The sequence below is a fragment of the Klebsiella scottii genome (assembly GCF_036561945.1).
Lineage (GTDB): Bacteria > Pseudomonadota > Gammaproteobacteria > Enterobacterales > Enterobacteriaceae > Klebsiella > Klebsiella scottii.
In genome coordinates this window covers 1,953,413-1,975,078 of sequence record NZ_JARXNI010000020.1, presented here as the reverse complement: position 1 = coordinate 1,975,078, position 21,666 = coordinate 1,953,413, and the positions used below count along the sequence as shown (strand labels likewise).

21 protein-coding genes and 1 other annotated feature are annotated in these 21,666 nt (G+C 59.0%); of the genes, 9 read left to right on the top strand and 12 right to left on the bottom strand.

Annotated elements, in window-relative coordinates; translation table 11 throughout:
* Positions 1–40: 40 nt before the first annotated feature.
* Entirely contained in the window at positions 41–784 is a 744-nt protein-coding gene (locus tag QFI97_RS16910; RefSeq protein ID WP_346431643.1) for a YciC family protein, read from the bottom strand.
* 363 nt (positions 785–1,147) lie between these two features.
* Between QFI97_RS16910 and ompW the strand changes: the two genes are divergently transcribed.
* Positions 1,148–1,783 (top strand): outer membrane protein OmpW, encoded by a 636-nt coding sequence (ompW, locus tag QFI97_RS16905; RefSeq protein ID WP_095096954.1) that lies wholly within the window; start codon positions 1,148–1,150, stop codon positions 1,781–1,783.
* Between the two features lie 116 nt (positions 1,784–1,899).
* On the opposite strand, the gene QFI97_RS16900 is transcribed toward ompW, so the two are convergent.
* Positions 1,900–2,607 (bottom strand): SDR family NAD(P)-dependent oxidoreductase, encoded by a 708-nt coding sequence (locus QFI97_RS16900; protein ID WP_346431642.1) that lies wholly within the window; start codon positions 2,605–2,607, stop codon positions 1,900–1,902.
* Positions 2,608–2,727: 120 nt separating this feature from the next.
* Between QFI97_RS16900 and QFI97_RS16895 the strand changes: the two genes are divergently transcribed.
* Positions 2,728–3,630, top strand: coding sequence for a LysR family transcriptional regulator (locus QFI97_RS16895; RefSeq protein ID WP_346431641.1), 903 nt, complete (start codon positions 2,728–2,730; stop codon positions 3,628–3,630).
* A gap of 164 nt (positions 3,631–3,794) precedes the next feature.
* On the opposite strand, the gene QFI97_RS16890 is transcribed toward QFI97_RS16895, so the two are convergent.
* Positions 3,795–4,742, bottom strand: a complete 948-nt coding sequence (locus QFI97_RS16890; protein ID WP_095096964.1) for a quinone oxidoreductase family protein — start codon at positions 4,740–4,742, stop codon at positions 3,795–3,797.
* A 77-nt stretch (positions 4,743–4,819) separates the two neighbouring features.
* On the opposite strand from QFI97_RS16890, the gene QFI97_RS16885 reads away from it, so the two are divergent.
* Entirely contained in the window at positions 4,820–5,284 is a 465-nt protein-coding gene (locus QFI97_RS16885; RefSeq protein WP_346431640.1) for a MarR family winged helix-turn-helix transcriptional regulator, read from the top strand.
* Between the two features lie 23 nt (positions 5,285–5,307).
* Here QFI97_RS16885 and trpA read toward each other — a convergent pair whose 3' ends face one another.
* From trpA to trpL, 6 genes are all read right to left on the bottom strand, one after another.
* The gene (trpA, locus tag QFI97_RS16880; protein ID WP_133597785.1) at positions 5,308–6,117 is read right to left on the bottom strand and encodes a tryptophan synthase subunit alpha; all 810 of its coding nucleotides are present in this window, start codon (positions 6,115–6,117) and stop codon (positions 5,308–5,310) included.
* Positions 6,117–7,310, bottom strand: a complete 1,194-nt coding sequence (trpB, locus tag QFI97_RS16875; RefSeq protein ID WP_095096973.1) for a tryptophan synthase subunit beta — start codon at positions 7,308–7,310, stop codon at positions 6,117–6,119. Before trpB ends, trpA begins: the two co-directional genes overlap by 1 nt.
* A 14-nt stretch (positions 7,311–7,324) precedes the next feature.
* Entirely contained in the window at positions 7,325–8,683 is a 1,359-nt protein-coding gene (gene trpCF, locus QFI97_RS16870; protein ID WP_346431639.1) for a bifunctional indole-3-glycerol-phosphate synthase TrpC/phosphoribosylanthranilate isomerase TrpF, read from the bottom strand.
* 3 nt (positions 8,684–8,686) lie between these two features.
* Positions 8,687–10,282, bottom strand: a complete 1,596-nt coding sequence (gene trpD, locus QFI97_RS16865; RefSeq protein WP_095096979.1) for a bifunctional anthranilate synthase glutamate amidotransferase component TrpG/anthranilate phosphoribosyltransferase TrpD — start codon at positions 10,280–10,282, stop codon at positions 8,687–8,689.
* Positions 10,282–11,844, bottom strand: coding sequence for an anthranilate synthase component 1 (locus QFI97_RS16860; RefSeq protein WP_331835393.1), 1,563 nt, complete (start codon positions 11,842–11,844; stop codon positions 10,282–10,284). Before QFI97_RS16860 ends, trpD begins: the two co-directional genes overlap by 1 nt.
* 35 nt (positions 11,845–11,879) lie before the next feature.
* Positions 11,880–11,975, bottom strand: a sequence feature (Trp leader region).
* Positions 11,952–11,999 (bottom strand): trp operon leader peptide, encoded by a 48-nt coding sequence (gene trpL, locus QFI97_RS23470; protein WP_143350152.1) that lies wholly within the window; start codon positions 11,997–11,999, stop codon positions 11,952–11,954. Its footprint overlaps the feature before it by 24 nt.
* 135 nt (positions 12,000–12,134) lie before the next feature.
* On the opposite strand from trpL, the gene rnm reads away from it, so the two are divergent.
* A complete protein-coding gene (gene rnm, locus QFI97_RS16855) occupies positions 12,135–12,998 on the top strand; it encodes an RNase RNM (RefSeq protein WP_076945376.1) in 864 nt (287 codons plus the stop codon).
* A gap of 15 nt (positions 12,999–13,013) precedes the next feature.
* Complete coding sequence (locus QFI97_RS16850; protein WP_095096985.1) at positions 13,014–13,634, top strand: L-threonylcarbamoyladenylate synthase; 621 nt, start codon at positions 13,014–13,016, stop codon at positions 13,632–13,634.
* 86 nt (positions 13,635–13,720) lie between these two features.
* On the opposite strand, the gene QFI97_RS16845 is transcribed toward QFI97_RS16850, so the two are convergent.
* The 3 genes from QFI97_RS16845 to QFI97_RS16835 all read right to left on the bottom strand — a co-directional run bounded on the left by QFI97_RS16845 (position 13,721) and on the right by QFI97_RS16835 (position 16,481).
* Positions 13,721–14,602: an ABC transporter permease gene (locus QFI97_RS16845; RefSeq protein WP_095096988.1), complete on the bottom strand. Its 882-nt coding sequence runs from the start codon at positions 14,600–14,602 to the stop codon at positions 13,721–13,723.
* Complete coding sequence (locus QFI97_RS16840) at positions 14,599–15,342, bottom strand: ATP-binding cassette domain-containing protein (RefSeq protein WP_346431638.1); 744 nt, start codon at positions 15,340–15,342, stop codon at positions 14,599–14,601. Before QFI97_RS16840 ends, QFI97_RS16845 begins: the two co-directional genes overlap by 4 nt.
* A 206-nt stretch (positions 15,343–15,548) precedes the next feature.
* On the bottom strand, positions 15,549–16,481 hold the full coding sequence (locus tag QFI97_RS16835; RefSeq protein WP_133597795.1) for a LysR substrate-binding domain-containing protein: 933 nt from the start codon (positions 16,479–16,481) through the stop codon (positions 15,549–15,551).
* Positions 16,482–16,587: 106 nt separating this feature from the next.
* On the opposite strand from QFI97_RS16835, the gene betC reads away from it, so the two are divergent.
* From betC to rluB, 4 genes are all read left to right on the top strand, one after another.
* Entirely contained in the window at positions 16,588–18,126 is a 1,539-nt protein-coding gene (gene betC, locus QFI97_RS16830; RefSeq protein WP_095096997.1) for a choline-sulfatase, read from the top strand.
* The gene (choX, locus tag QFI97_RS16825) at positions 18,126–19,073 is read left to right on the top strand and encodes a choline ABC transporter substrate-binding protein (RefSeq protein WP_227503018.1); all 948 of its coding nucleotides are present in this window, start codon (positions 18,126–18,128) and stop codon (positions 19,071–19,073) included. The genes betC and choX overlap by 1 nt, the downstream gene beginning before the upstream one ends.
* Entirely contained in the window at positions 19,070–20,323 is a 1,254-nt protein-coding gene (locus QFI97_RS16820; protein ID WP_346431637.1) for an anaerobic sulfatase maturase, read from the top strand. The genes choX and QFI97_RS16820 overlap by 4 nt, the downstream gene beginning before the upstream one ends.
* Positions 20,324–20,727: 404 nt before the next feature.
* A complete protein-coding gene (rluB, locus tag QFI97_RS16815; RefSeq protein WP_095097037.1) occupies positions 20,728–21,606 on the top strand; it encodes a 23S rRNA pseudouridine(2605) synthase RluB in 879 nt (292 codons plus the stop codon).
* Positions 21,607–21,666 lie beyond the last annotated feature (60 nt).

The following is a 21,666-nucleotide window of genomic DNA, read 5'->3' as shown; positions in this document are numbered from 1 at the left end:
GTTCAGAGCGGGTCGGGAGGTTTCCCGACCCTGGTTAAATTTAGTTGCGGATAAGCATATACAAGCGGAATAAATAGATCAGCAACAGCGCAGAAATCAGGTTGCTGATGGTATTAATCACCACCGCGCCGACGTTTGGCGTCAGCACCGCAAAGCTGGAAGCCAGCAGCAGCAGCGCGGTTTTGGCCAGCAGCCAGCCGAGAACCGCCGGCGCGACCAGCCGCATATTCGCCCACGCCAGGCGGATGCTGCCGCGCATTGCGCTGAAAATCCCCAGCTTATCCTGTACCAGCATAATAGGGGCAAAGGCCAGCACGATGGCTAACAGGACGCCCGGCACCAGCACCAGCATCATCCCGATCTGCACCACGAAGGTGGTGAACAGGATCAGCAGCAGCAGCTTCGGCAGAACGGGCGCCGCAGCGCCAATCGCGCGCAGAGCGCTGACGCGCTGCCCGGCGGAGACCAGCTGAATCATCAGCAGAACCCCGCCTGCAAGGATGGCGTTGCCCACCAGCCCGGAGAAGGTTGAGGCCGCAGAGGCGCGCAGCAGAACCTGCTGTTGCTCCGGCGTCATGTTCTGCACCAGCTCAAACAAGCCTGCGCTACCCGCCAGATTATCGCCTTCGCTCAGAATCGAGAGCTGCTCTTCGCTGGGTGAAAACGCGTGGCCAAGGACTACCGTTATTAGCGCGCACAACAACGCAACCAGCAAAATGGTAATGAACTGATTACGAAAAAAATTTCCCGTGTCACGGTAGACGGACTTCGCCGTGATAGACATGCACTCTCCTTGAGTATTGCAGGTGTTAACTAGCCGGCGATTGTACCGCAAATCGCTTCAGCGTAGCAGCCTCTGCTCACGCCAGGCTAAGTATATCTTTGTAAAGAGGAGTGAGCGCCGTATCCCGCTGAGTATGGCTTTTGGCACGGTCGCTGTCGCCGCAAAAGCGGGGCGATGGCTCGCCTGGGCCAGAAAATGCCAAAAATTGATCTGCCTAATCATTTGCTTATTACATTCGACCGCAAAAATTAATCTGGATCAACAAATGTTAAAACTAATGATTTTGTGTGATCTATGTTGGATCAAACATAACTCATTGTGGGTATATTCTTCGCGCTTAATAACCATAATGAGGAAGTGGGTATGAAGAAGTTAGCAGCGGTAGGATTAATTTTGAGTACGCTTTCCGGGGGCGTCTGGGCGCACGAAGCCGGAGAGTTTTTCATTCGCGCAGGTTCGGCCACCGTTCGTCCGACGGAAGGTTCTGACAACGTGTTAAATAGTCTGGGTAGTTTTAACGTCAGTAATAACACTCAGCTGGGATTAACCTTCACCTATATGGCTACGGATAATATCGGCATCGAGCTGCTGGCGGCCACGCCGTTCCGCCATAAGGTAGGTACCGGCCCGACGGGAACCATCGCGACGGTGCACCAGCTGCCGCCAACCCTGATGGCGCAGTGGTATTTTGGCGATGCGCAAAGCAAAGTGCGTCCCTATATCGGCGCCGGTATTAACTACACCACCTTCTTTAATGAAGACTTTAACGATACCGGCAAAGACGCCGGGCTGTCCGATCTGAGCCTGAAGGATTCGTGGGGCGCCGCCGGTCAGGTAGGGCTGGATTATCTGATTAACCGCGACTGGCTGCTCAACATGTCGGTGTGGTACATGGATATCGACACCGATGTGAAATTCAAAGCCGGCGGCGTGGACCAGAAGGTCAGCACCCGCATCGACCCGTGGGTGTTTATGTTCTCTGCGGGATATCGGTTCTAAGCCTCTCAACAGCACTGGTCGCTATCTGATCAGTGCTGTTGTGATACCTGCGAACGACTTACGTACGTATCCGCCTTACGGAGCGCCTTCCACCCGTAATGTCGTCCTGTGACGCATTACCACGGAACGGTGCGTCCCTGATAATCCAGATACTCCAGCCCCGGCCGCTGGCGTTTTTCCAGCAGCACCCTGATCAGGCTGGGGATGGTCTCCTCGATGGTCAGCGGCGCATCGCCGCCGCCCAGCGCGGTGCGGATCCAGCCCGGCGCCATTGCCACCATAGGATGCGTCGCCGAAGCCGCACGGGCGGCAAAACTGCGCATAAACATATTCAGCGCGGCCTTGCTGCCTCTGTACAGTTCGCGCTGTCCGCTAAGGTTATTGCCGAGGCTCCCCTGTCCGGAAGACATCACGCCGAGCAATCCCGACGGGGTAACGTGCCGCTGCAGGCGCTCTATGACCCGCATTGGCGCCAGGGCATTGGTCTGCATCACCTGCATAAATTCCTCTGTGGAGACTTCGCCGATGGTCTGCGAAGGATCGCGGTTGGTGGTTCCGGCATTGACAAAGAGCATCTCCAGGCGACTTCCGGAGAGCCTGTGGTCCAGCGCGGCCAGCTGTCCGTCGTCGCAGATATCCAGCGTGTCCAGGCGCACCCGACCGGGGTTGTCCTGCGCGAGCTGATGAAGCGGCGTCGGATGCTGAATATCGCGTACGGTGCCGATCACGTTCCAGCCGTGCTGCAAAAATTCGGCGGCCATGGCGTGGCCCAGCCCGCGAGAGGCTCCGACGATTAAAACGCTGTGATGAGCAAGAGGGGTCATAGTAGAAATCCGCAACAAAGAGTGAGGATCTGACTATAGTCATAGGTTATATCAGGCGGAAGGCGCAGCATATGCACTGTTAACATGCGCCGCACGCCATATCTTACGACAGGATACCTCATGACCGACCCCGATTTTAATCTACTCGTTGCGCTGGAGGCTCTGCTGGCCGAAGAGAGCGTTGCCGGCGCGGCGCGGCGTCTGGGGCTCAGCGCATCGGCAATGAGCCGGACGCTAACCCGCCTGCGCGATGCGACCGGCGATCGGCTGCTGGTCAGGGCGGGGCGTAAAATGGTGTTAACCCCGCATGCGCAAAATATCAAAGCGCGAACCCAGAATGTGCTGTTCGAGATGCGCTCGGTGCTGAATGCTTCCCTTGCGCCGCTCCATCTCCCGACGCTGGAGCAAACTTTCACGTTGCGTACCAACGAAGGCTTCGTCGAAACCTTTGCTCCGGCGCTGATTGCTGCCTGCGCGCGGGATGCGCCGGGGGTGACGCTGACATTTGTGGCTAAGACCGAGAAGGACCCGCAGTTTTTACGCGAGGGGCGCGTGGACCTCGAGATTGGCGTACTCAAGAATATGGGGCCGGAAATCCGCCTGCAGGCGCTGTTTCGCGATCGCTTCGTCGGCGTGCTGGCAAAGAGCCACCCGCTGGCGCAATCGGCAAACATGACCCGGGAAGCGTATATCTCCTGCGGGCACGTGATTACGTCTCGTCATGGCATGGTGCGGGGGCCGGTTGATGATGCGTTGGCCGGGTTTGGCCTGCAGCGTAAGATTGCCGCGGTGGTGCCCAGCTTCGCCGCCGCGCTGGCGGTTGCCCGCCGTTCACGGCTGATTGCGCTGGTCCCGGCGTCCTACATTGGCGATAGCCTTGCGGCCGATGTTGCCGTTTTTGAGCTTCCGGTGCCGACGCCGGAAATTACCGTTTCGCAGATGTGGCATCCCCGACAGGAGCAGGAGCCGGGCCACCGCTGGTTGCGTCAGCAGGTGCTTAGCGTGTGTCGTCAGGCGTCATAAGAGCAAAAAAAAGCCCGCAACGGATGCGGGCGAAAAATACTGGAAGCAATGTGAGCAATGTCGTACCGAATACCTGAGTGTTTTGCTCAACTATTCGGTAATGAGAAAGATAATGTTTCTCATTTAAGATATCAACCCCATCTTTTGTGCGGAAGCGATTTTTTTTACTCGATCACAAAAACGCTGCGCTTCTGGCTGTTGTCGCGAGGCCAGGCCGCCGCCACTTCGCGCAGCGGCAGCGGCGTGGTGGCGATAGTAAACCCGCCGGCCGCGGCGGCCTGCAGCATCTCCCCGGTCGCTGCCAGCAGCTGGGTCATTGACAGGCTGCCGATCCCGCTTCCCAGCAGCTGCAGCGGCGCCGAACGCAGTACCGCGCCGTTGAGTGAGATATCTGCCCCGGAGAGAGAGCCGACCTGGACGTAGCGCACCGGCGCATGGCCGGGGCTGCTTTTTGCCAGCGCCGGTAGCAGCAGTTCGGCGCTGGGGCCCCACAGATAGTCGACGACGACGTCGATCTGCCCCGCAGCAAGCTCGGCGAACTGAGCCCGCAAAGTGGGATCGTCTGCGGTCAGGTTGATGCAGACATCCGCGTCGAGCGTTGCCAGCGTCCCTGCGTTACGTCCGGTGGCGATCACTTTTTTCGCTCCCAGATAGCGGGCGATCTGGATTGCCAGCTGGCCGGCGCTGCCGGTGGCGCCGTTGATCAGCACCGTCTCACCGGCGATAAAGCCCGCGCGTTTCACCAGCGCAGCCCAGGCCGACATCCCGGGGTTGGCCATAGCGGCGGCGGTAACATCGTCCAGCGCATCCGGCAGCGGCAGGCAGTTAGCCGCGGCCACCGGCGCCCGTTGCGCCATGCTGCCCCAGGGGGCGCGAGGGAAGGCGAAGTAAACGCGCTGCCCGTTCGGCAATGTTCCCACGCCGTCGATGCCGACGACAAAGGGCAGACGACCGTCAAAGCTATAGTGTTTGCCGCTCGCCCGGCCCTTGACGACATGGCTGATGGCGGCGGCGCGTACGTCAACCAGGAGATGGTTTTCATCGGCCTGCGGATCGGCAAAGTCCGCCCACACCGGGCCCTGCTGGAGTTCAAATACGACGGCTGCTTTCATGGCGTTACCTCCGGGAAGAAATTACGTGTAAAATGCACATATCAGATGGCGGCACTATACACCGGGTTAAATAATATATGCAATATGCACATAATAATTACGACATCACCGACTTTCACGGGGCGCTGCTGGATATCATCCGCGTGATGAATCTGCCGGTGCGCGATGAGCAGATACTGCAGGCCGCCGAGGTGCAGCTCGATCAGATCCTTTTTCCGCTGCTGGTGGCGATAGGGCGCTATGGGCCGGTTGGCGTGGTTGAGCTAGCGGATAGCCTGGGACGGGATTACACCACCGTTAGTCGGCAGGTGAAAAAGCTGGAGGCGCAGAACCTGGCGCTGAAGCAGCCTAACGTCAGCGATCGACGGATCAGCGAAGTGACCTTGAGCGAGCAGGGTAAGGCGCTGATCGAACGCATTGCGCTAGCCAGAACGCGGCTGATGAATCAGGTGCTGATGGACTGGACGCAGGAGGATGTGCTGGCGCTGTTCCGCCTGACGCGCAAATACGCGGACAGCCTGCAGCAAAAAACAACCGCCTGACGAGCCGCCAGGCGGTAGAGGTGTTACGCCGCTTTAGTGGCGGCTTTAAGGCCCTGCACAAAAGCCTTCAGCTCGGCCAGCATCGTTTGCGGATCGCTGAGGTTACGTTCGATGATTTTGACGATGGCGGAGCCGGAAATCGCCCCGGCGGCACCGGCGTCAATCGCGGCGGTAACCTGATCGGCGGCGGAAATACCGAAGCCCTGCAGCGGCGGCGCGGCGTTATACTCGCGCAGCTTCTCAATGAGATGATGCAGCGGCAGGGCGGCGCGGTTTTCCGCCCCGGTGACCCCGGCGCGCGACAGCAGATAGGTATAGCCGCGACCAAAAGAGGCAATCTGGCGCAGCAGCTCGTCATCGGCATTCGGCGGGCAGATGAAGATGGGCGCGATATTGTGCCGCATCGCCGCCTGGCGGAACGGCGCCGACTCTTCGATGGGGACATCGGCGACCAGCACGGAATCCACGCCAACCCGCGCGCATTCGGCATAGAACGCGTCAATGCCGGGGCTGAACACCAGGTTCGCGTACATCAGCAGGCCGATAGGGATCGTCGGGTGCTTGTGACGGATCGCCGCCAGCATCTCGAAGCACTGCGCCGGCGTTACGCCGGCGGCGAACGCACGCAGGGCTGCGCCCTGGATCGTCGGGCCATCGGCCAGCGGGTCGGAGAAGGGAATACCCAGCTCCAGGGCGTCGGCGCCCGCTTCGATCAGCGTGTCGATGATTTGCAGCGACAGCGCCGGATTTGGATCGCCAAGCGTCACGAAGGGAACAAACGCGCCTTCCTGGCGGGATTTCAGTTGTGCAAACAGCGTCTCATAACGTTCCATCAGATTTCCCCTCGCGCTTTCAGAATATCGTGTACGGTGAAGATGTCTTTATCGCCGCGACCGGACAGGTTAACCACCAGCAGCTGCTCTTTTTCCGGATTTTCACGCATCATTTTTAGCGCATGGGCCAGGGCGTGGGAGGATTCCAGGGCCGGAATAATCCCCTCATGGCGGGAGAGCTCTTTGAAAGCCTCCAGCGCTTCGTTGTCGGTTATCGACACGTAGTCGGCGCGGCCGGTGCTGTTGAGGAACGCATGCTGAGGGCCCACCGACGGGAAGTCCAGCCCGGCGGAGATAGAGTAAGATTCTTCAATCTGGCCGTCATCGGTCTGCATCATCGGCGATTTCATGCCGAAATAGATGCCAATGCGACCGTGCTTCAGCGGCGCGCCGTGCTCGCCGGTTTCAATTCCGTGGCCCGCCGGTTCCACGCCGATCAGGCCGACGTTGGTTTCCTCGATAAAGTCAGCAAACATGCCGATTGCGTTGGAGCCGCCACCGACGCAGGCGATGACCGCATCCGGCAGACGGCCTTCGCGCTCAAGGATCTGCGCTTTGGTCTCTTCGCCGATCATGCGCTGGAATTCGCGGACGATGGTCGGGAACGGGTGCGGGCCGGCTGCGGTACCGAGCATATAGTGAGCGGTATCGTAGCTGCCGGACCAGTCGCGCAGCGCTTCGTTACAGGCGTCTTTCAGCGTGGAGGAGCCGCTGTGCACCGGGATCACTTCCGCGCCCATCAGACGCATGCGGAAGACGTTTGGCGACTGGCGCTCAACGTCTTTCGCGCCCATATAAATGCGGCATTTCAGGCCGAGCAGCGCGCTGGCGAGCGCGGAGGCCACGCCGTGCTGTCCGGCGCCGGTTTCGGCAATGATTTCGGTTTTGCCCATGCGCTTCGCCAGCAGCGCCTGGCCCAGCACCTGGTTGGTTTTATGCGCGCCGCCGTGCAGCAGATCTTCACGCTTGAGGTACAGCGTGGTGCGGGTGCCTGCGGTCAGGTTACGACATTTGGTCAGGGCCGTTGGGCGACCGGCGTAGTTTTTCAGCAGGTCGCTAAATTCAGCCTGGAACTCAGGATCTTTCTGCGCGCTGACGAAAGCTTCTTCCAGCTGGCGCAGGGCGGGCATCAGGATCTGCGGGACGTACATACCGCCAAATTCGCCAAAATAGGGGTTCAGTAAAGTACTCATTATTGCATTGCTCCTTAATATGCGCGCAGCGTCTGGAAAACCGAGGCCAGCTTGCTGGCGTCTTTAATACCCGGCTGCGACTCAACGCCTGAATTAAAATCGAGTCCGGCACAGCCGCTTTTGGCGGCTTCTACGCAGTTATCGGCACCGAGTCCGCCTGCCAGCAGGACGTTACGCAGGTCCTGGTCTTGCAGAAGCGTCCAGTCGAAACGCTGGCCGCTGCCGCCCTGGCCGTTATCGAAGAGATATTTATCGACGTGCTGCAGGTTGCGTTCCGGCAGCGTGTCGCCCACGCTGAGCGCTTTCCAGATCTGGATTTGACCCGGCAGCCGCGCACGCAGCGCGTCGATATAGGCCTGGTCTTCGCTGCCGTGCAGCTGAACCGCAGCCAGCCGGAGGCTCTCTGCGCGGTCAGCCACCTCCTGGAGCGGCGCATCGCGGAACACCCCGACGTAGCGCAGCCCGGCGGCCTGGATAATCTCTTTAGCCTGCGCCTCGTTGACGACGCGCGGTGAGCCAGGGACGAAAATCAGCCCGCCGTAGAGGGCGCCGGATTCATAGGCCACCTGCGCGTCCTGAGCACGGGTCAGGCCGCAGACTTTGTTTTCACCGAGCAGCACGCGCTTAACGGCCGCGTCGAGGTCATCGTGCTCCATCAGCGCTGAGCCAATCAGGAAGCCGTTAGCAAAGTGGCTGAGATCGCGAACTTCGGCGTAGGTATGAATCCCGGATTCGCAGATCACGGTGACGTCATGGCCCAGACGCGGCGCCAGCTGGCGGGTGCGGTTGAGGTCAATCGACATATCGCGCAGATCGCGGTTGTTGATCCCGACCACCTTCGCCTTCAGCGCGATGGCGCGCTCCAGCTCTTCTTCAGTACTGACTTCGGTCAGCACGCCCATGTTCAGACTGTGCGCGACGGCGGCGAGCTGGCGATACTGTTCATCGTCCAGCACCGACAGCATCAGCAGGCAGGCGTCGGCCTGATAGTAGCGCGCGAGATAGATCTGGTAAGGATCGATGGTGAAATCCTTGCACAGTATCGGCTGCGGCGCGATGGCGCTGACGATGGGCAGAAAATCAAAGCTGCCCTGGAAATATTTCTCATCACACAGCACCGAGATCGCCGAGGCGTAGTTTTTATACACTCCGGCGATGGCCGCCGGGTCAAAATCCTGGCGAATCAGGCCCTTCGACGGCGAGGCTTTTTTGCACTCGAGAATAAACACGCTGCGCGTCCCCGCAAGGGCATCGTAAAAGTTACGCTGCGTCGGGACGACCTCGTTTTGAAAACTGGCTAACGGCTGCTGCTGCTTGCGGGCTTCTACCCAAATCGCTTTGTCGGCAACGATTTTTGCTAAAACGGTCTGCATTATTTACCCTCTTGCCGCTAATGCGGTCACTCTGTCATAGGCCGCTCCGCTGCGCAGCACGTCAATCACCTGTCGGGCGTTGGCTTTCAGGTCTTCATGCCCGTGTAAACGCATCAGCATAGCGACGTTGGCGGCGACAGCGGCTTCGTGAGCGGCTTCACCTTTACCTTGTAGTAAGCGCGTCAGAATGTCACGGTTTTCTTCCGGCGTGCCGCCGGCCAGCTGTTCCTGGTGATAAGGCGTCAGGCCAAAATCATCCGCGGTCAGCTGATAGCTTTTGATCTCGCCGTTATTCAGCTCCGCGACCACCGTCGGCGCGTGGAGCGACACCTCATCCATGCCGCCGCTGTGGACGACCGCCGCCCGCTGGTAGCCCAGCACGCGCAGGGTTTCCGCGATAGGCAGCACCAGCTCCGGGCTGTAGACGCCAATCAGCGCCAGCGGCGGATGCGCCGGGTTAATCAGCGGCCCCAGCACGTTGAACAGCGTCCGGGTCTTCAGCTGCTGACGGACCGGCATCGCGTGGCGAAAACCGGTGTGATATTTCGGCGCAAACAGGAAGCAGACGCCCAGCTCATCCAGCGCGGTGCGGGATTTATCGGCGTTCATATCCAGGTTGATGCCGAATGCGGCCAGCAGGTCGGAAGAGCCGGATTTGCTGGAGACGCTACGGTTGCCGTGCTTCGCGACCTTCAGCCCACAGGCTGCGGCGACAAACGCGCTGGCGGTAGAAATATTGATGCTGTTGCTGCCGTCGCCGCCGGTGCCGACGATATCGGCAAACGGGTAGTCAGGACGCGGGAACGGCGCGGCATTTTCCAGCAGGGCGGTGGCCGCTCCGGCAATCTCCTGCGGCTGCTCGCCGCGCACCTTCATGCTGACCAGGGCGGCGGCCAGCTGCTCGGGCTTCACTTCACCGCGCACCACCGCAGAAAACAGCTGGTGGCTCTCCTGCTGGCTGAGGGTTTCCGCCTGATACAGCTTTTCCAGAATCGGCTGGATGGTATTGGTTTGCTCCAGCTTCTGCAGCGCCCAGGCCAGGGTTTGCTCCAGCAGACGCGCGCCTTGGGTGGTAAGAATCGATTCCGGGTGGAACTGGAAGCCGCAAACGCGATCGGCATCATGACGCACCGCCATCACCATCCCGTTATAGTTGGCGTTGATGGTCAGCCCGGCCGGAATATTGCTACCGACCAGCGAATGGTAGCGGGCAACCGGCAGCGGGTTAGTCAGGCCGGCAAACATCGCCTGGCCGTCGTGCTCGATGCTGGAGGCTTTACCGTGCAGAATTTCGCCCGCCTGGCCCACGTAGCCGCCGTAGGCTTCCACAATCGCCTGATGGCCAAGGCAGATGCCGATGATCGGCAGCTTGCCGCGCAGCCGGGTCAGCAGCTCCGGCATGCAGCCGGCTTCGCTCGGCGTGCCCGGGCCTGGGGAGAGCATCAGCACCGGATTGTCCATCGTGCCGATACGCTCAATTAAGGTCTGCGCCGGAACCGAGTTACGGTAAATCACCACGTTATGGCCGTTGGCGCGCAGCTGGTCTGCCAGGTTATAGGTAAAGGAATCGATATTATCGAGCAGCAGAATGTCGGCCATTAGAAAGTCTCCTTAGCGTGGTGGGCCTGGGCAATTGCGCGCAGCACCGCGCGGGCTTTATTTCGGGTTTCATCTGCTTCTGACTGAGGCACTGAATCCAGGACAATACCGGCGCCGGCCTGAACGGTGGCAATGCCGTCCTGCACGTAGGCAGAGCGAATCACGATGCAGGTATCCAGGTCGCCGTGGGCGGTGAAATAGCCGACGGCGCCGCCGTAGCTCCCGCGACGCTTGCCCTCGGCGGCGGCGATAAGCTGCATCGCGCGCACCTTCGGCGCTCCGCTCAGGGTGCCCATATTCATACAGGCGCGATAGGCATGCAAAACGTCGAGGTCGTTACGCAGCTCGCCGACCACCCGGGAAACCAGGTGCATCACGAAAGAGTAGCGGTCGACTTTGGTCAGGTCGGCCACGTAGCGGCTGCCCGGCGTGCAGATGCGGGCGAGGTCGTTACGCGCCAGATCGACCAGCATCAGGTGCTCGGAGAGCTCTTTATGGTCGGTGCGCATTTCGAGTTCGATACGGCTGTCGAGATCGCGATCCAGCGAACCGTCGGCGCGACGACCGCGCGGGCGGGTACCGGCAATCGGGTAGATCTCAATCTGGCGGCTGACGGCATCGTACTTCAGCGAACTCTCCGGCGACGCGCCGAACAGGGTGAAGTCGTTATCCTGCATAAAGAACATGTACGGGCTCGGGTTGCTCTTCTTCAGCACGTCGTAGGCTGCCAGCGGCGACGGGCAGGGCAGAGAGAAGCGGCGCGATGGTACAACCTGGAAAATTTCGCCGGCGCGAATTGCGCGCTGCATTTTGCGGACCACGGCGCCGTACTCGTCGTCGCTCTGGTCGCAGTCGCAGGTCATCTGCTCTACCGCGGTGACCGGCAGCGGCGCCGGCGGTTCGTTGAGCTGCTGGCGAAGCTGGGCGATACGCTGCGTCAGACGCTGCTTTTCGCTCGCCAGCGGCGTGAACAGGCTCGACTGGATGCGGGTGCTTTTGCTCTGGTGATCGATAACCAGCAGCGTTTCCGCCAGGTAGAAGCAGTAGTCCGGGCAGGCGGTGTCGCTTTCCAGAGGCGGCAGGTCTTCGAAACCGGCCACCAGGTCATAGGCAAACAGGCCGCCGAAGAACATCGCTTCGCGCTCGTCGTGCGGAACGGTCACCAGCTCCTGCAGCAGGCGGAAGGCGTCAAAAACCGACAAAGAGCACAGGCGGGCGTCTTCATCCAGCAGGGCGCTGACCGGCGGGAAGGTTAAGGTCCGGCCATTCGGCTGACGCAGATTTTCGATGCCGGAGGGCAGAGCGTTGTCGAGTAAATCCAGCAGCGATGCGCCGTTGCTGGAAAGCGCCTGAATGGTGACAGTGTCACCTAAGGCGGTGATGCGCAGCGCGCTGTCAACCAGCAGCAGGCTCTTTAAATCATCCTTACTGTCGATATCGGCAGATTCCAGCAGCAGGGTTGCCGGACGCGCGCCGCACAGCTGGTGGAACAGCGCCGTCGGGTTTTCGCGATAGATGGCGTCGCTGGTGAGAAGCTCGAGTGCCGGTTTTGATGTTTGCATTATTGTTCTCGCCTGTTCGGTATAATAATTTGTCCAATAAAAAGCCCGCTCATTGGCGGGCCGGGTATCTGTATGCTGAGTGCAAAACGCGATCACGCCGCCCGTTATCAGGAGGTGCGCCACCAGCCGTGCAGAGTGATAATTTGCGTTTTCATCGTGATACCCCTTCATGTGAACTTGCGTACTAGTTAACTAGTCCAGAGGAATAATGTCAACCCCTGTTTGCAGATTTTCTCCGCGAGTCGGTATGATAATGCGCTTATTTAAGTCCATGTCCAGCAGGAGTCATCTTGAGCGATACCCTTTACGCAGTGATTTACGATCTGCATAGCCATACCACCGCCTCTGACGGGCGGCTGACTCCAGAAGAACTTGTCCATCGCGCCCACCAGATGCGGGTCGGGACGCTGGCGATTACCGATCACGATACCGTTGCGGCCATTCCTGCGGCGCGGGCGGAAATTGCCCGCGCCGGCCTGCCGCTGACGCTGGTGACCGGGGTGGAAATTTCAACCCTGTGGGAAAACCATGAAATTCATATCGTGGGCCTGAATATTGATATTGAGCATCCGGCGATGCTGGCCCTGCTTGATGAGCAGAAGGCGCGCCGCCAGCTGCGGGCGCAGATGATTGCCGAGCGGCTGGATAAGGCCCGAATTCCCGGGGCGTGGGAAGGGGCGATGAAGCTTGCCGACGGCGGGGCGGTGACCCGCGGGCATTTTGCCCGTTTCCTCGTGGAGGCAGGCCACGCCAGCAATATGGCCGATGTTTTTAAAAAATATCTCGCCCGTGGGAAAACCGGTTACGTTCCGCCGCAGTGGTGTACAATAAAACAAGCGATTGATGTCATTCATCATTCTGGCGGCAAAGCGGTTGTCGCCCATCCCGGGCGCTACGATCTCTCCGCCAAGTGGCTGAAAAGGCTGTTGGCCCACTTTAGCGAGCAGGGCGGCGATGCGATGGAGCTGGCCCAATGTCAGCAGGCGCCGCATGAGCGCACGCAGCTTGCCGCGTACGCCGTACAGTTTGGTCTTCTGGGTTCACAGGGTTCTGATTTCCATCAGCCCTGCCCGTGGATTGAGCTGGGTCGGAAACTTTGGCTACCCGCAGGTGTAGAAGGGATCTGGCACAGTTGGGAAACGGCCGCAGAATAAAATTGAGAGGGAAGTATGAGCCAGTTTTTTTACATCCATCCGGACAACCCGCAGGCGCGGTTGATTAACCAGGCGGTGGAGATTGTGCGTAAAGGCGGGGTGATTGTCTACCCCACGGATTCAGGCTACGCATTGGGGTGTAAGATTGAAGATAAGGGCGCGATGGAGCGGATCTGCCGCATTCGTCAACTGCCGGACGGCCACAACTTCACCCTGATGTGCCGCGATCTCTCCGAGCTGTCGACCTACGCGTTTGTCGACAACGTGGCGTTTCGCCTGATTAAAAACAATACGCCGGGCAACTACACGTTTATCCTCAAAGGGACCAAAGAGGTGCCGCGTCGCCTGCTGCAGGAAAAACGTAAAACCATCGGCATGCGCGTGCCGTCGAACCCGATTGCCCAGGCGCTGCTCGAGACCCTGGGCGAGCCGATGCTCTCCACCTCGCTGATGCTGCCGGGCAGCGAATTCACCGAGTCCGATCCGGAAGAGATTAAGGATCGGCTGGAGAAGCTGGTCGATCTGATTATCCACGGCGGCTATCTCGGCCAGCAGCCGACCACGGTTATCGATCTGACCGAAGATTCGCCGGTCGTGGTACGTGAAGGCGTTGGCGACGTGAAGCCGTTCCAGTAACGGAATCCCTCCTCCCCGGCAGCATCGCGATCCAGGCTGCCGGGATCGCGACAGGCTTGCCCCATCGGCGCATGATGCAGGTAGCTTTATTTTGACCTGAGTCGAAATAGTCCGCCGGGAATCGTCCTTCTGGCGCCAGAAGGCTCGCCGCGTCGTGCAAAGCTTGCGGAGAGCCGATCCAGCAGGATGGCAATCAGCACCACCACGAAACCACTCTGCAGGCCAGTGCCAATCTCCAGCTGTTGAATGCTGCTCAAAATATCGTTACCCAGCCCACCGGCCCCGACCATCGAGGCGATGATAACCATCGACATGGCCATCATAATCGATTGATTCACGCCGGCCATAATCGAGGGCTGCGCGGCGGGCAGCTGCACTTTCCACAGCAGCTGCCACGGCGTGCAGCCAAAGGCGATGCCTGCCTCGATGCGCGAAGCGTTAACCTGGCGAATGCCTAAATCGGTCAGGCGCACGACCGGCGGCATAGAAAACAGAATCGTGGCGAAGATCCCCGGAGGGCGGCCAAGCCCGAACAAAATCGTCGCGGGTATCAGGTATACAAAGGCGGGCATGGTCTGCATAAAATCAAGCACGGTGCGAATGATGCTGCCGATAGCCGCGCGTCGCGCGCTCCAGATCCCGAGCGGAATACCGATCAGCAGGCTGAAAAACGTGGATGACAGGGTTAGCGCCAGCGTCACCGCCGCGTGCTCGCTGTAGCCGCTGTAAATGATATACAGCGAAGCAAGCAGGGCAAACAGCGCGAAACTTTTGCCAATTCGCCACGCGCCGAGCCAGACCGCGATAATCACCAGCCCCCACGGCGAAAGCGCATTTATTACGCTCTCGATGCCCCCGGCGAAGCTGTCGATAGCATGGGCGAAACCGTCAAAGCCGCCGCCGGCGTGTACCAGCAGGCGCTGCACGGCGGCGTCAATCTGACGACTGAAATCGAGGGGGTAGCTCATGATGGCTCCTGACGCGCTGTCCAGATACCGGCATAGCTTTCGGCGAGCTGCCAGCGCGAAACGTCGACTCCGGAGAAAAAGTGTTGAACATACGCGGTCGCAGGCGCGTTGATCAGCTCTTCCGGTTTGCCAACCTGCACCAGCTTGCCTTTTTCCATAATCGCAATACGCGTACCGAGGCGCAGCGCCTCCTCCATATCGTGGGTGACAAAGACGATCGTGCGCCGGGATTCCGCCTGTAGCGACAGAAGTAGCGTCTGCATGTCACGGCGAATAATCGGATCGAGCGCGGAAAATGCTTCGTCCATTAACAGCACGGTGGGATCCATGACCAGCGCGCGCGCGAGACCGACCCGCTGCTGCATGCCGCCGGAAAGCTGAGGCGGATACTGTTCGGCAACGTCGCCAAGCCCGACTTTTGCCAGCATGTCGCGAGCTTTCCGATAGCGGACATCCCGGGATTCGCCGGCTACTTCGAGGCCGAACGCCACGTTATCCAGCACGCTGCGTTCGTCAAACAGCGCGAACGACTGGAAAACCATGCCGATATGACGGCGACGCAGGGCGATCAGCTCGGACTCCCGGAGGGCGGAAAGCGTTTTACCCTGGAATATCACCGAGCCGGAACTGGCCGGGAGCAGGTGGTTAAGCGTGCGCAGCAACGTCGACTTGCCGGAGCCGGAAAGACCGACAATGACAAAAATTTCTCCGCCATATATCTTTAAATTGATATCGCTCAAGGCATTAATCGCCGCGCTTTTTGGCGTCGTTGAGAAAAAACGTTTATTCCCGGATGAATAATAATTTTTATTAACTGACCGTAACTCAAATATAGGTTGTAACATGGCGTCAAATTTATTTTAGGGTGGCCTTAAAAAGCTAACATATAAAACCGTTGGTAGCGCTAATGTATTTTATTAAATCAATATGCGTTTTTTGCATTAGCTTATTTGTTTTCTGCGATTAGATGACCGGAAGAGTGAAAACTCCAGGCTTCATCCAATAACCACGCCTTGACCTTTTCCTGCTGCGCCGAGGCTGGTTTAGCATTGGCGGAAATCAGGTAATAGCCGCGTTCGGTACGGTGCATCGGGCCGCACTGTACCAGTTGCTTACTGGCCAGAAACGGCGCGATCAGGGGCTGCCAGCCGAGGGCGATCCCCTGGCCTTCCAGAGCGGCCTGGATCACCAGGGAATAGGCGTTGAAGGTCCGGGAAGCGGCCTGGTGTTGCCCGTGCACCTGATGCTGGCGGAACCAGTCTTCCCACGTCATCCAGCGCTGGGGCCGGGATTCCGGCAGCTTCAGCAGGGGATAATTCAGCAGAGATTCGGGGGAGGCGGCTGGCGCCATTTCCTGCTTAATCTTTTGATTGCAAACGGGAATGACAATTTCAGGGAACAGCCGCTGGTTCTGCGTTCCGGCCCAGCTGCCCTGGCCAAAATAGATAGCCAGATCCGCGCTGCTGTCGCGAAGGTTATAGTCGTTGGGCGAGGTGGTTATCTGTACCTCCACCCCCGGAATTAGCGCCTGCAGCCTCTCCATACGGGGTAACAGCCAGTAGCTGGCAAAACCCATATCGGTATCGATGCGCAGGACATTACGCTGCAGGCGCGTGCGTTCGAGCTGCTCGCTGATTTCCAGCAGGCTGCTGCGGACGATCAGATACAGACTATTGCCGGATTCGGTCAGCTGAACGCCGCGATGACGGCGTTCAAATAGCGGTGAATTGACCAGATTCTCCAGCATCTGAATACGCTGACTGACCGCGGGCTGCGATAGCCCGAGTTCATTTCCGGCAGCGGTAAAATTACCTAAACGCGCCGCTGCTTCAAATACCACCAGCGCCTGTAAAGGCGGAAGCTGTAATTTCCCTGCCATAAACTCACCTTATGCCATGATAAAAAAATAGCCCCTTCACAGGGCCTGTCGATACATGAGATAAGGCTAACACGTTTTATTAATTATTTTACTTCGCAGGTAGGTCATGCTTATAAATAAACCGAATATCGTTATTCTGATGGCCGATCAGTTAACTGCCAGCGCCTTAAGAGCGTACGGGAATAACGTTAGTCTGACGCCAAATATAGATAAATTAGCCCGTGAAGGGGTGGTATTTGATTCCGCCTATTGCAACAGCCCGCTGTGCGCGCCATCGCGAGCATCGTTGATGACCGGGCAGTATATTTCCCGTAACCAGGTGTATGACAACGCCGCCGAGTTCCACGCCGACTCGCCGACCTTTTGCCATTATCTGCGCGAACAGGGCTACCGCACCTGGCTGTCGGGGAAAATGCACTTCTGCGGCCCCGATCAGCTGCACGGCTTTGACGAACGGCTGACAACGGATATCTACCCCGCCGATTTCGGCTGGACGCCGGACTGGCAACACCCGGAACGCCGTCTCGACTGGTATCACAACATGAGCTCGGTGCTGGAAGCCGGCGAGTGCGTGCGCACCAACCAGCTCGATTTCGATGATGAGGCATTATTCCTCGCCCGCCAGCGCCTGTATGACGCCGCCCGTCGTCCCGAAGAGCAGCCGTTTATGCTGCTCCTTTCGCTAACGCATCCCCACGATCCCTTCGCGATACCCAAACGCTACCTCGATCGCTTTGCGCAAGAAGATATCGATATGCCCGTCACGCGCGGCAAAGATATTGCAGACGATGCGCATTCGGCGCGGATGCGCGCCATGTATCAGCTGGAACCGGGCTTGATCCACGATGAGCATATTCGGCGCGCCCGCCACGCCTACTACGGCGCCCTGGCCTACGTTGATGATTGCTTTGGCGAAATGGTGCGCACCCTCGAAGAGACGGGGCTGGCCGAAAATACCGTGGTGGTGGTGATTGCCGATCATGGGGAAATGCTCGGCGAGCGCGACCTGTGGTACAAGATGAACTTCTTCGAGAACGCCGTGCGCGTGCCGTTAATCGTGCATAACCCCGCGCGCTTCGCGGCCCGTCGGGTCAGCGAAAGCGTATCGCTGGTGGATCTTTTACCCACCCTTGTCGAGCTTGCCAGCGGCGAAGATCGCAAAGCGCAGGCCATCGCCCCGCTGGACGGCAACAGCCTGGTGCCGCATCTCCAGGGGCTGCCTGGGCCGGACGGCGCGGTGAGCGAATATTTGGCCGAAGGCGCGCTCGGGCCGATGCTGATGTTTCGCCGGGGCGAATGGAAATACATTCATTCCGCCAGCGAGGCGCCGCAGCTGTTCAATTTACGCGACGATCCTCATGAGCGGGTGAACCTGGCGGCGAATGAGCATTACCAAACGGTCGTGCAGGCGTTCGTCGATGAAATCCGGGGGCGCTGGGATCTCGATGCCCTCTACCAGCAGGTGCTCGCCAGTCAGCAAAAACGGCTGTTTTTGACCCAGGTCGCCGGACGGGATGCCATTCCGAACTGGGACTATCAGCCGTTTCAGCGCGCATCAACGCGCTATATCCGTAACCATCAAACCCTGGATGAGCAAGAGGCGTTCGCCCGCTATCCTTCCCCCGTGAAACACCAGGAATCATAATGAAAATGAAACGCATGACCCGACTGATGCTGCTGGCGGTTGCCGGCTGGTTGCCGCTGAGCGGCTTCGCCGCCGATGACGCGCGCTGCGCCACCGTTACGCAGTCCGATCCGGGCTGGACGGATATTGCGGCGACCAACGCCCTTTCCGGGACGATACTGAACGCGCTGGGCTATCAGCAAAAAGTGCAAAACCTGTCGGTGGCGCTGGCGTTTCAGGGGCTGAAAACCGGCCAGGTCGACGTGTTCCTCGGCAACTGGATGCCCGCGCAGGAACCGGTTATCAGTAAGTTCACCGCCGATGGCGCGATTAAGGTGCTCGGCACGAATCTTCCCGCCGCCCGCTTTACGCTTGCCGTACCGGATTACGTCGCCGCCGCTGGCGTAAAAGATTTTGCCGACCTGCAAAAATTTGCCGATAAGTTCGGCCATAAAATTTACGGCATTGCCCCCGGCGCGCCAGCTAACCTCAGTCTGAAGAAGATGCTTGATGCGCATGATTTCGCCCTCGAAAACTGGACGCTAGTCGAGTCCAGCGAAAGCGGCATGCTGGCGCAGGTGGCGCGCGCGGTGGAGCGTCAGCAGTGGATCGCGTTCCTCGGCTGGGAACCGCACGCCATGAACACGCGCTTCCGGCTGGTCTACCTCAGCGGCGGCGACCGGTACTTTGGCGCTAACTATGGCAGCGCTACGGTGAATACGGTGACGCGGAAGAATTTTGCCGCTGAATGCCCGAATCTGAATCGCTTTTACAGCCAGCTGACATTTAACGTCGGGCTGGAAAACGCGGTGATCGCCCGGATGCTGGACCAGCAGCAAACGGCGCAGGAGGCGGCGCGAGAAGAGTTAAAACGCCGTCCGGAGCTGCTGGATAGCTGGCTGGATGGCGTGACCACGCGCGGCGGCGAACCGGCGAAACCCGCGGTTATTCGCTATCTCGGGCTATGAGTCATCATATCAATCAGTTTCAGCTGATGGCGAAGCCGTCGGGGTCGGTGTGCAATATCGATTGCACCTACTGCTACTATCTGGAAAAGCGGCGGCTCTATCCGCAGCAGCAGGCCCGCTGGAAAATGGACGGCGCGACGCTGGAAAACTACGTGCGGAAAAATATCGCCAGCCAGCCGGCGCAAACGGTTCATTTTCACTGGCAGGGCGGCGAGCCGACCCTGCTCGGGATTGACTTTTTCCGCGAGGCGCTGCGGCTACAGGAGCGCTACCGCAGCGGGAAGCGCATCGACAATATTTTTCAGACTAACGGGATAAAGCTCGATGATGACTGGGCCCGGTTCCTGAAACAGCACGGTTTTCTCGTCGGTCTCTCCCTCGATGGCGATCGCCTCAGCAACGATGCGTATCGCCTGACGCGCGGGGGGAAAAGTACCTTCGATGCCGTTATTCGCGGTCTGGAGGCGCTGAAAAGGCACAATGTGGATTTCAACACCTTGACGGTGGTGAATGCGGAAAACGTCAAACGGCCGCTGGAAATCTACCGTTTCCTTAAGCATATCGGCAGCCGCTACATGCAGTTTATTCCGCTGGTGGAGCGGCGAGCCGCACAGCTCGATGCCAACGGTCTGACGCTGATTTCTCCTGATTTTTCCGCGCAGTGCCGGGTGACCGAATGGTCGGTGCCGGCCAAAGCGTACGGGCGCTTTCTCAACGCTATCTTCGATAGCTGGGTGCAAAACGATATGGGAAGCGCGTTCGTGATGAACTTCGAGCAGACGTTGGCAAAAATAGCCGGCAGATCCGGCTCCTGCGTGATGAGCGAAACCTGCGGCGACAATCCGATCGTGGAGTCCAACGGCGATATCTATTCCTGCGATCATTTCGTTTATCCCGAGCATAAGCTGGGCAACATCAACCACGATAGCCTCTCCGCGCTGGTTAACTCGGCGCAGAATATCGCCTTTGCCCAGCGTAAGCGGACCAACATCGGCCGCGAATGTCTTAACTGTTCGCTCCGCCCGGTCTGCAACGGCGGCTGTCCGAAGCACCGCTTCATGCTGTCCGACGATGGACGACCCAATAAGAATTACTTCTGCGACGGCTACATGCTGCATCTGCGCCACGTTTTACCGATTATGCAGACGCTGTTGACATTGATGCAGCAGGGGCTCGCGCCGGAGAGGATCAGGAAAATCCTCGCGCAGCATTATTACCGGCAGAGCGGGGGCGCTGAGGGCGGCGACTGAGTCCCGCAGTCTCCGGAGGGGAGAGCGCCATGCTTGTGGTCGCGTGGCCTGGCGAACAGCAACTACGGGCGGCAGGCTTGCGACATTTTATTGCTGCATAGCGCAGGATTTCGCACCGGGACAGGGATAAATGACCGCGGCTGGTTCATAATCAATGCAGCCCACCTCCGGGCGCCGCTGCCAGAGCGCGGCGAATATAACCTGAAGAAGCATTCATTTTGAAGTTAGTGTAATATGTGCGACCACGTTTGCAGGCGTGTCTCAGTCGTGACGGTTATCAGACTCCGGCTGCGGTACCCCTTCGGGACAAAAGTATTTACCTAACAACAGGGCATGGTTTTATTAACTTGTTGTTTCATAAAGTATATCAGACGCCTGGGAAGGCGACACCTTAAGGAAGCTCAATGAGCGAGAAACTACAGAAAGTGCTGGCACGCGCTGGCCACGGCTCCCGCCGTGAAATTGAATCCAAAATCGAAGCTGGCCGCGTCAGCGTCGATGGCAAAATCGCTACCCTCGGCGATCGCGTAGAAATTGTTCCTGGTTTAAAAATTCGTATCGATGGTCACCTGATTTCGGTGAAAGAGTCCGCTGAGCAAATTTGCCGCGTTCTGGCCTACTACAAACCGGAAGGCGAGCTCTGCACCCGCAACGATCCGGAAGGTCGCCCGACGGTCTTCGACCGTTTGCCGAAGCTGCGCGGCGCGCGCTGGATCGCGGTCGGTCGTCTGGATGTGAATACCTGCGGCCTGCTGCTGTTCACTACCGATGGCGAGCTGGCGAACCGACTGATGCACCCGAGCCGGGAAGTTGAGCGTGAATATGCCGTACGCGTATTCGGCCAGGTCGATGAAGACAAGCTGCGTCAGCTGTCGCGCGGCGTGCAGCTGGAAGATGGCCCTGCGGCCTTCAAAACCATCAAATTCACCGGTGGCGAAGGCATTAACCAGTGGTACAACGTCACGCTGACGGAAGGGCGTAACCGCGAGGTTCGTCGCCTGTGGGAAGCGGTTGGTGTCCAGGTGAGCCGCCTGATCCGCGTGCGCTACGGCGATATTCTGCTGCCGAAAGGCCTGCCTCGCGGCGGCTATACCGAGCTGGATCTGGCTCAGACGAACTACCTGCGCGAGCTGGTGGAGCTGCCGGCGGAAACCGCCTCTAAAGTGGCGGTAGAGAAAGATCGCCGCCGCGTGAAGGCGAACCAGATCCGCCGCGCGGTTAAACGCCATAGCCAGGTGGGTAGCAGCAATAACCGCCGCTCCGCTGGTCGCAGTAAAGATTGATGTCGTGACGTCCGGCGACTCCCGCCGGACGCTTATTTTCCCTCCCGCATGTGATTCCTT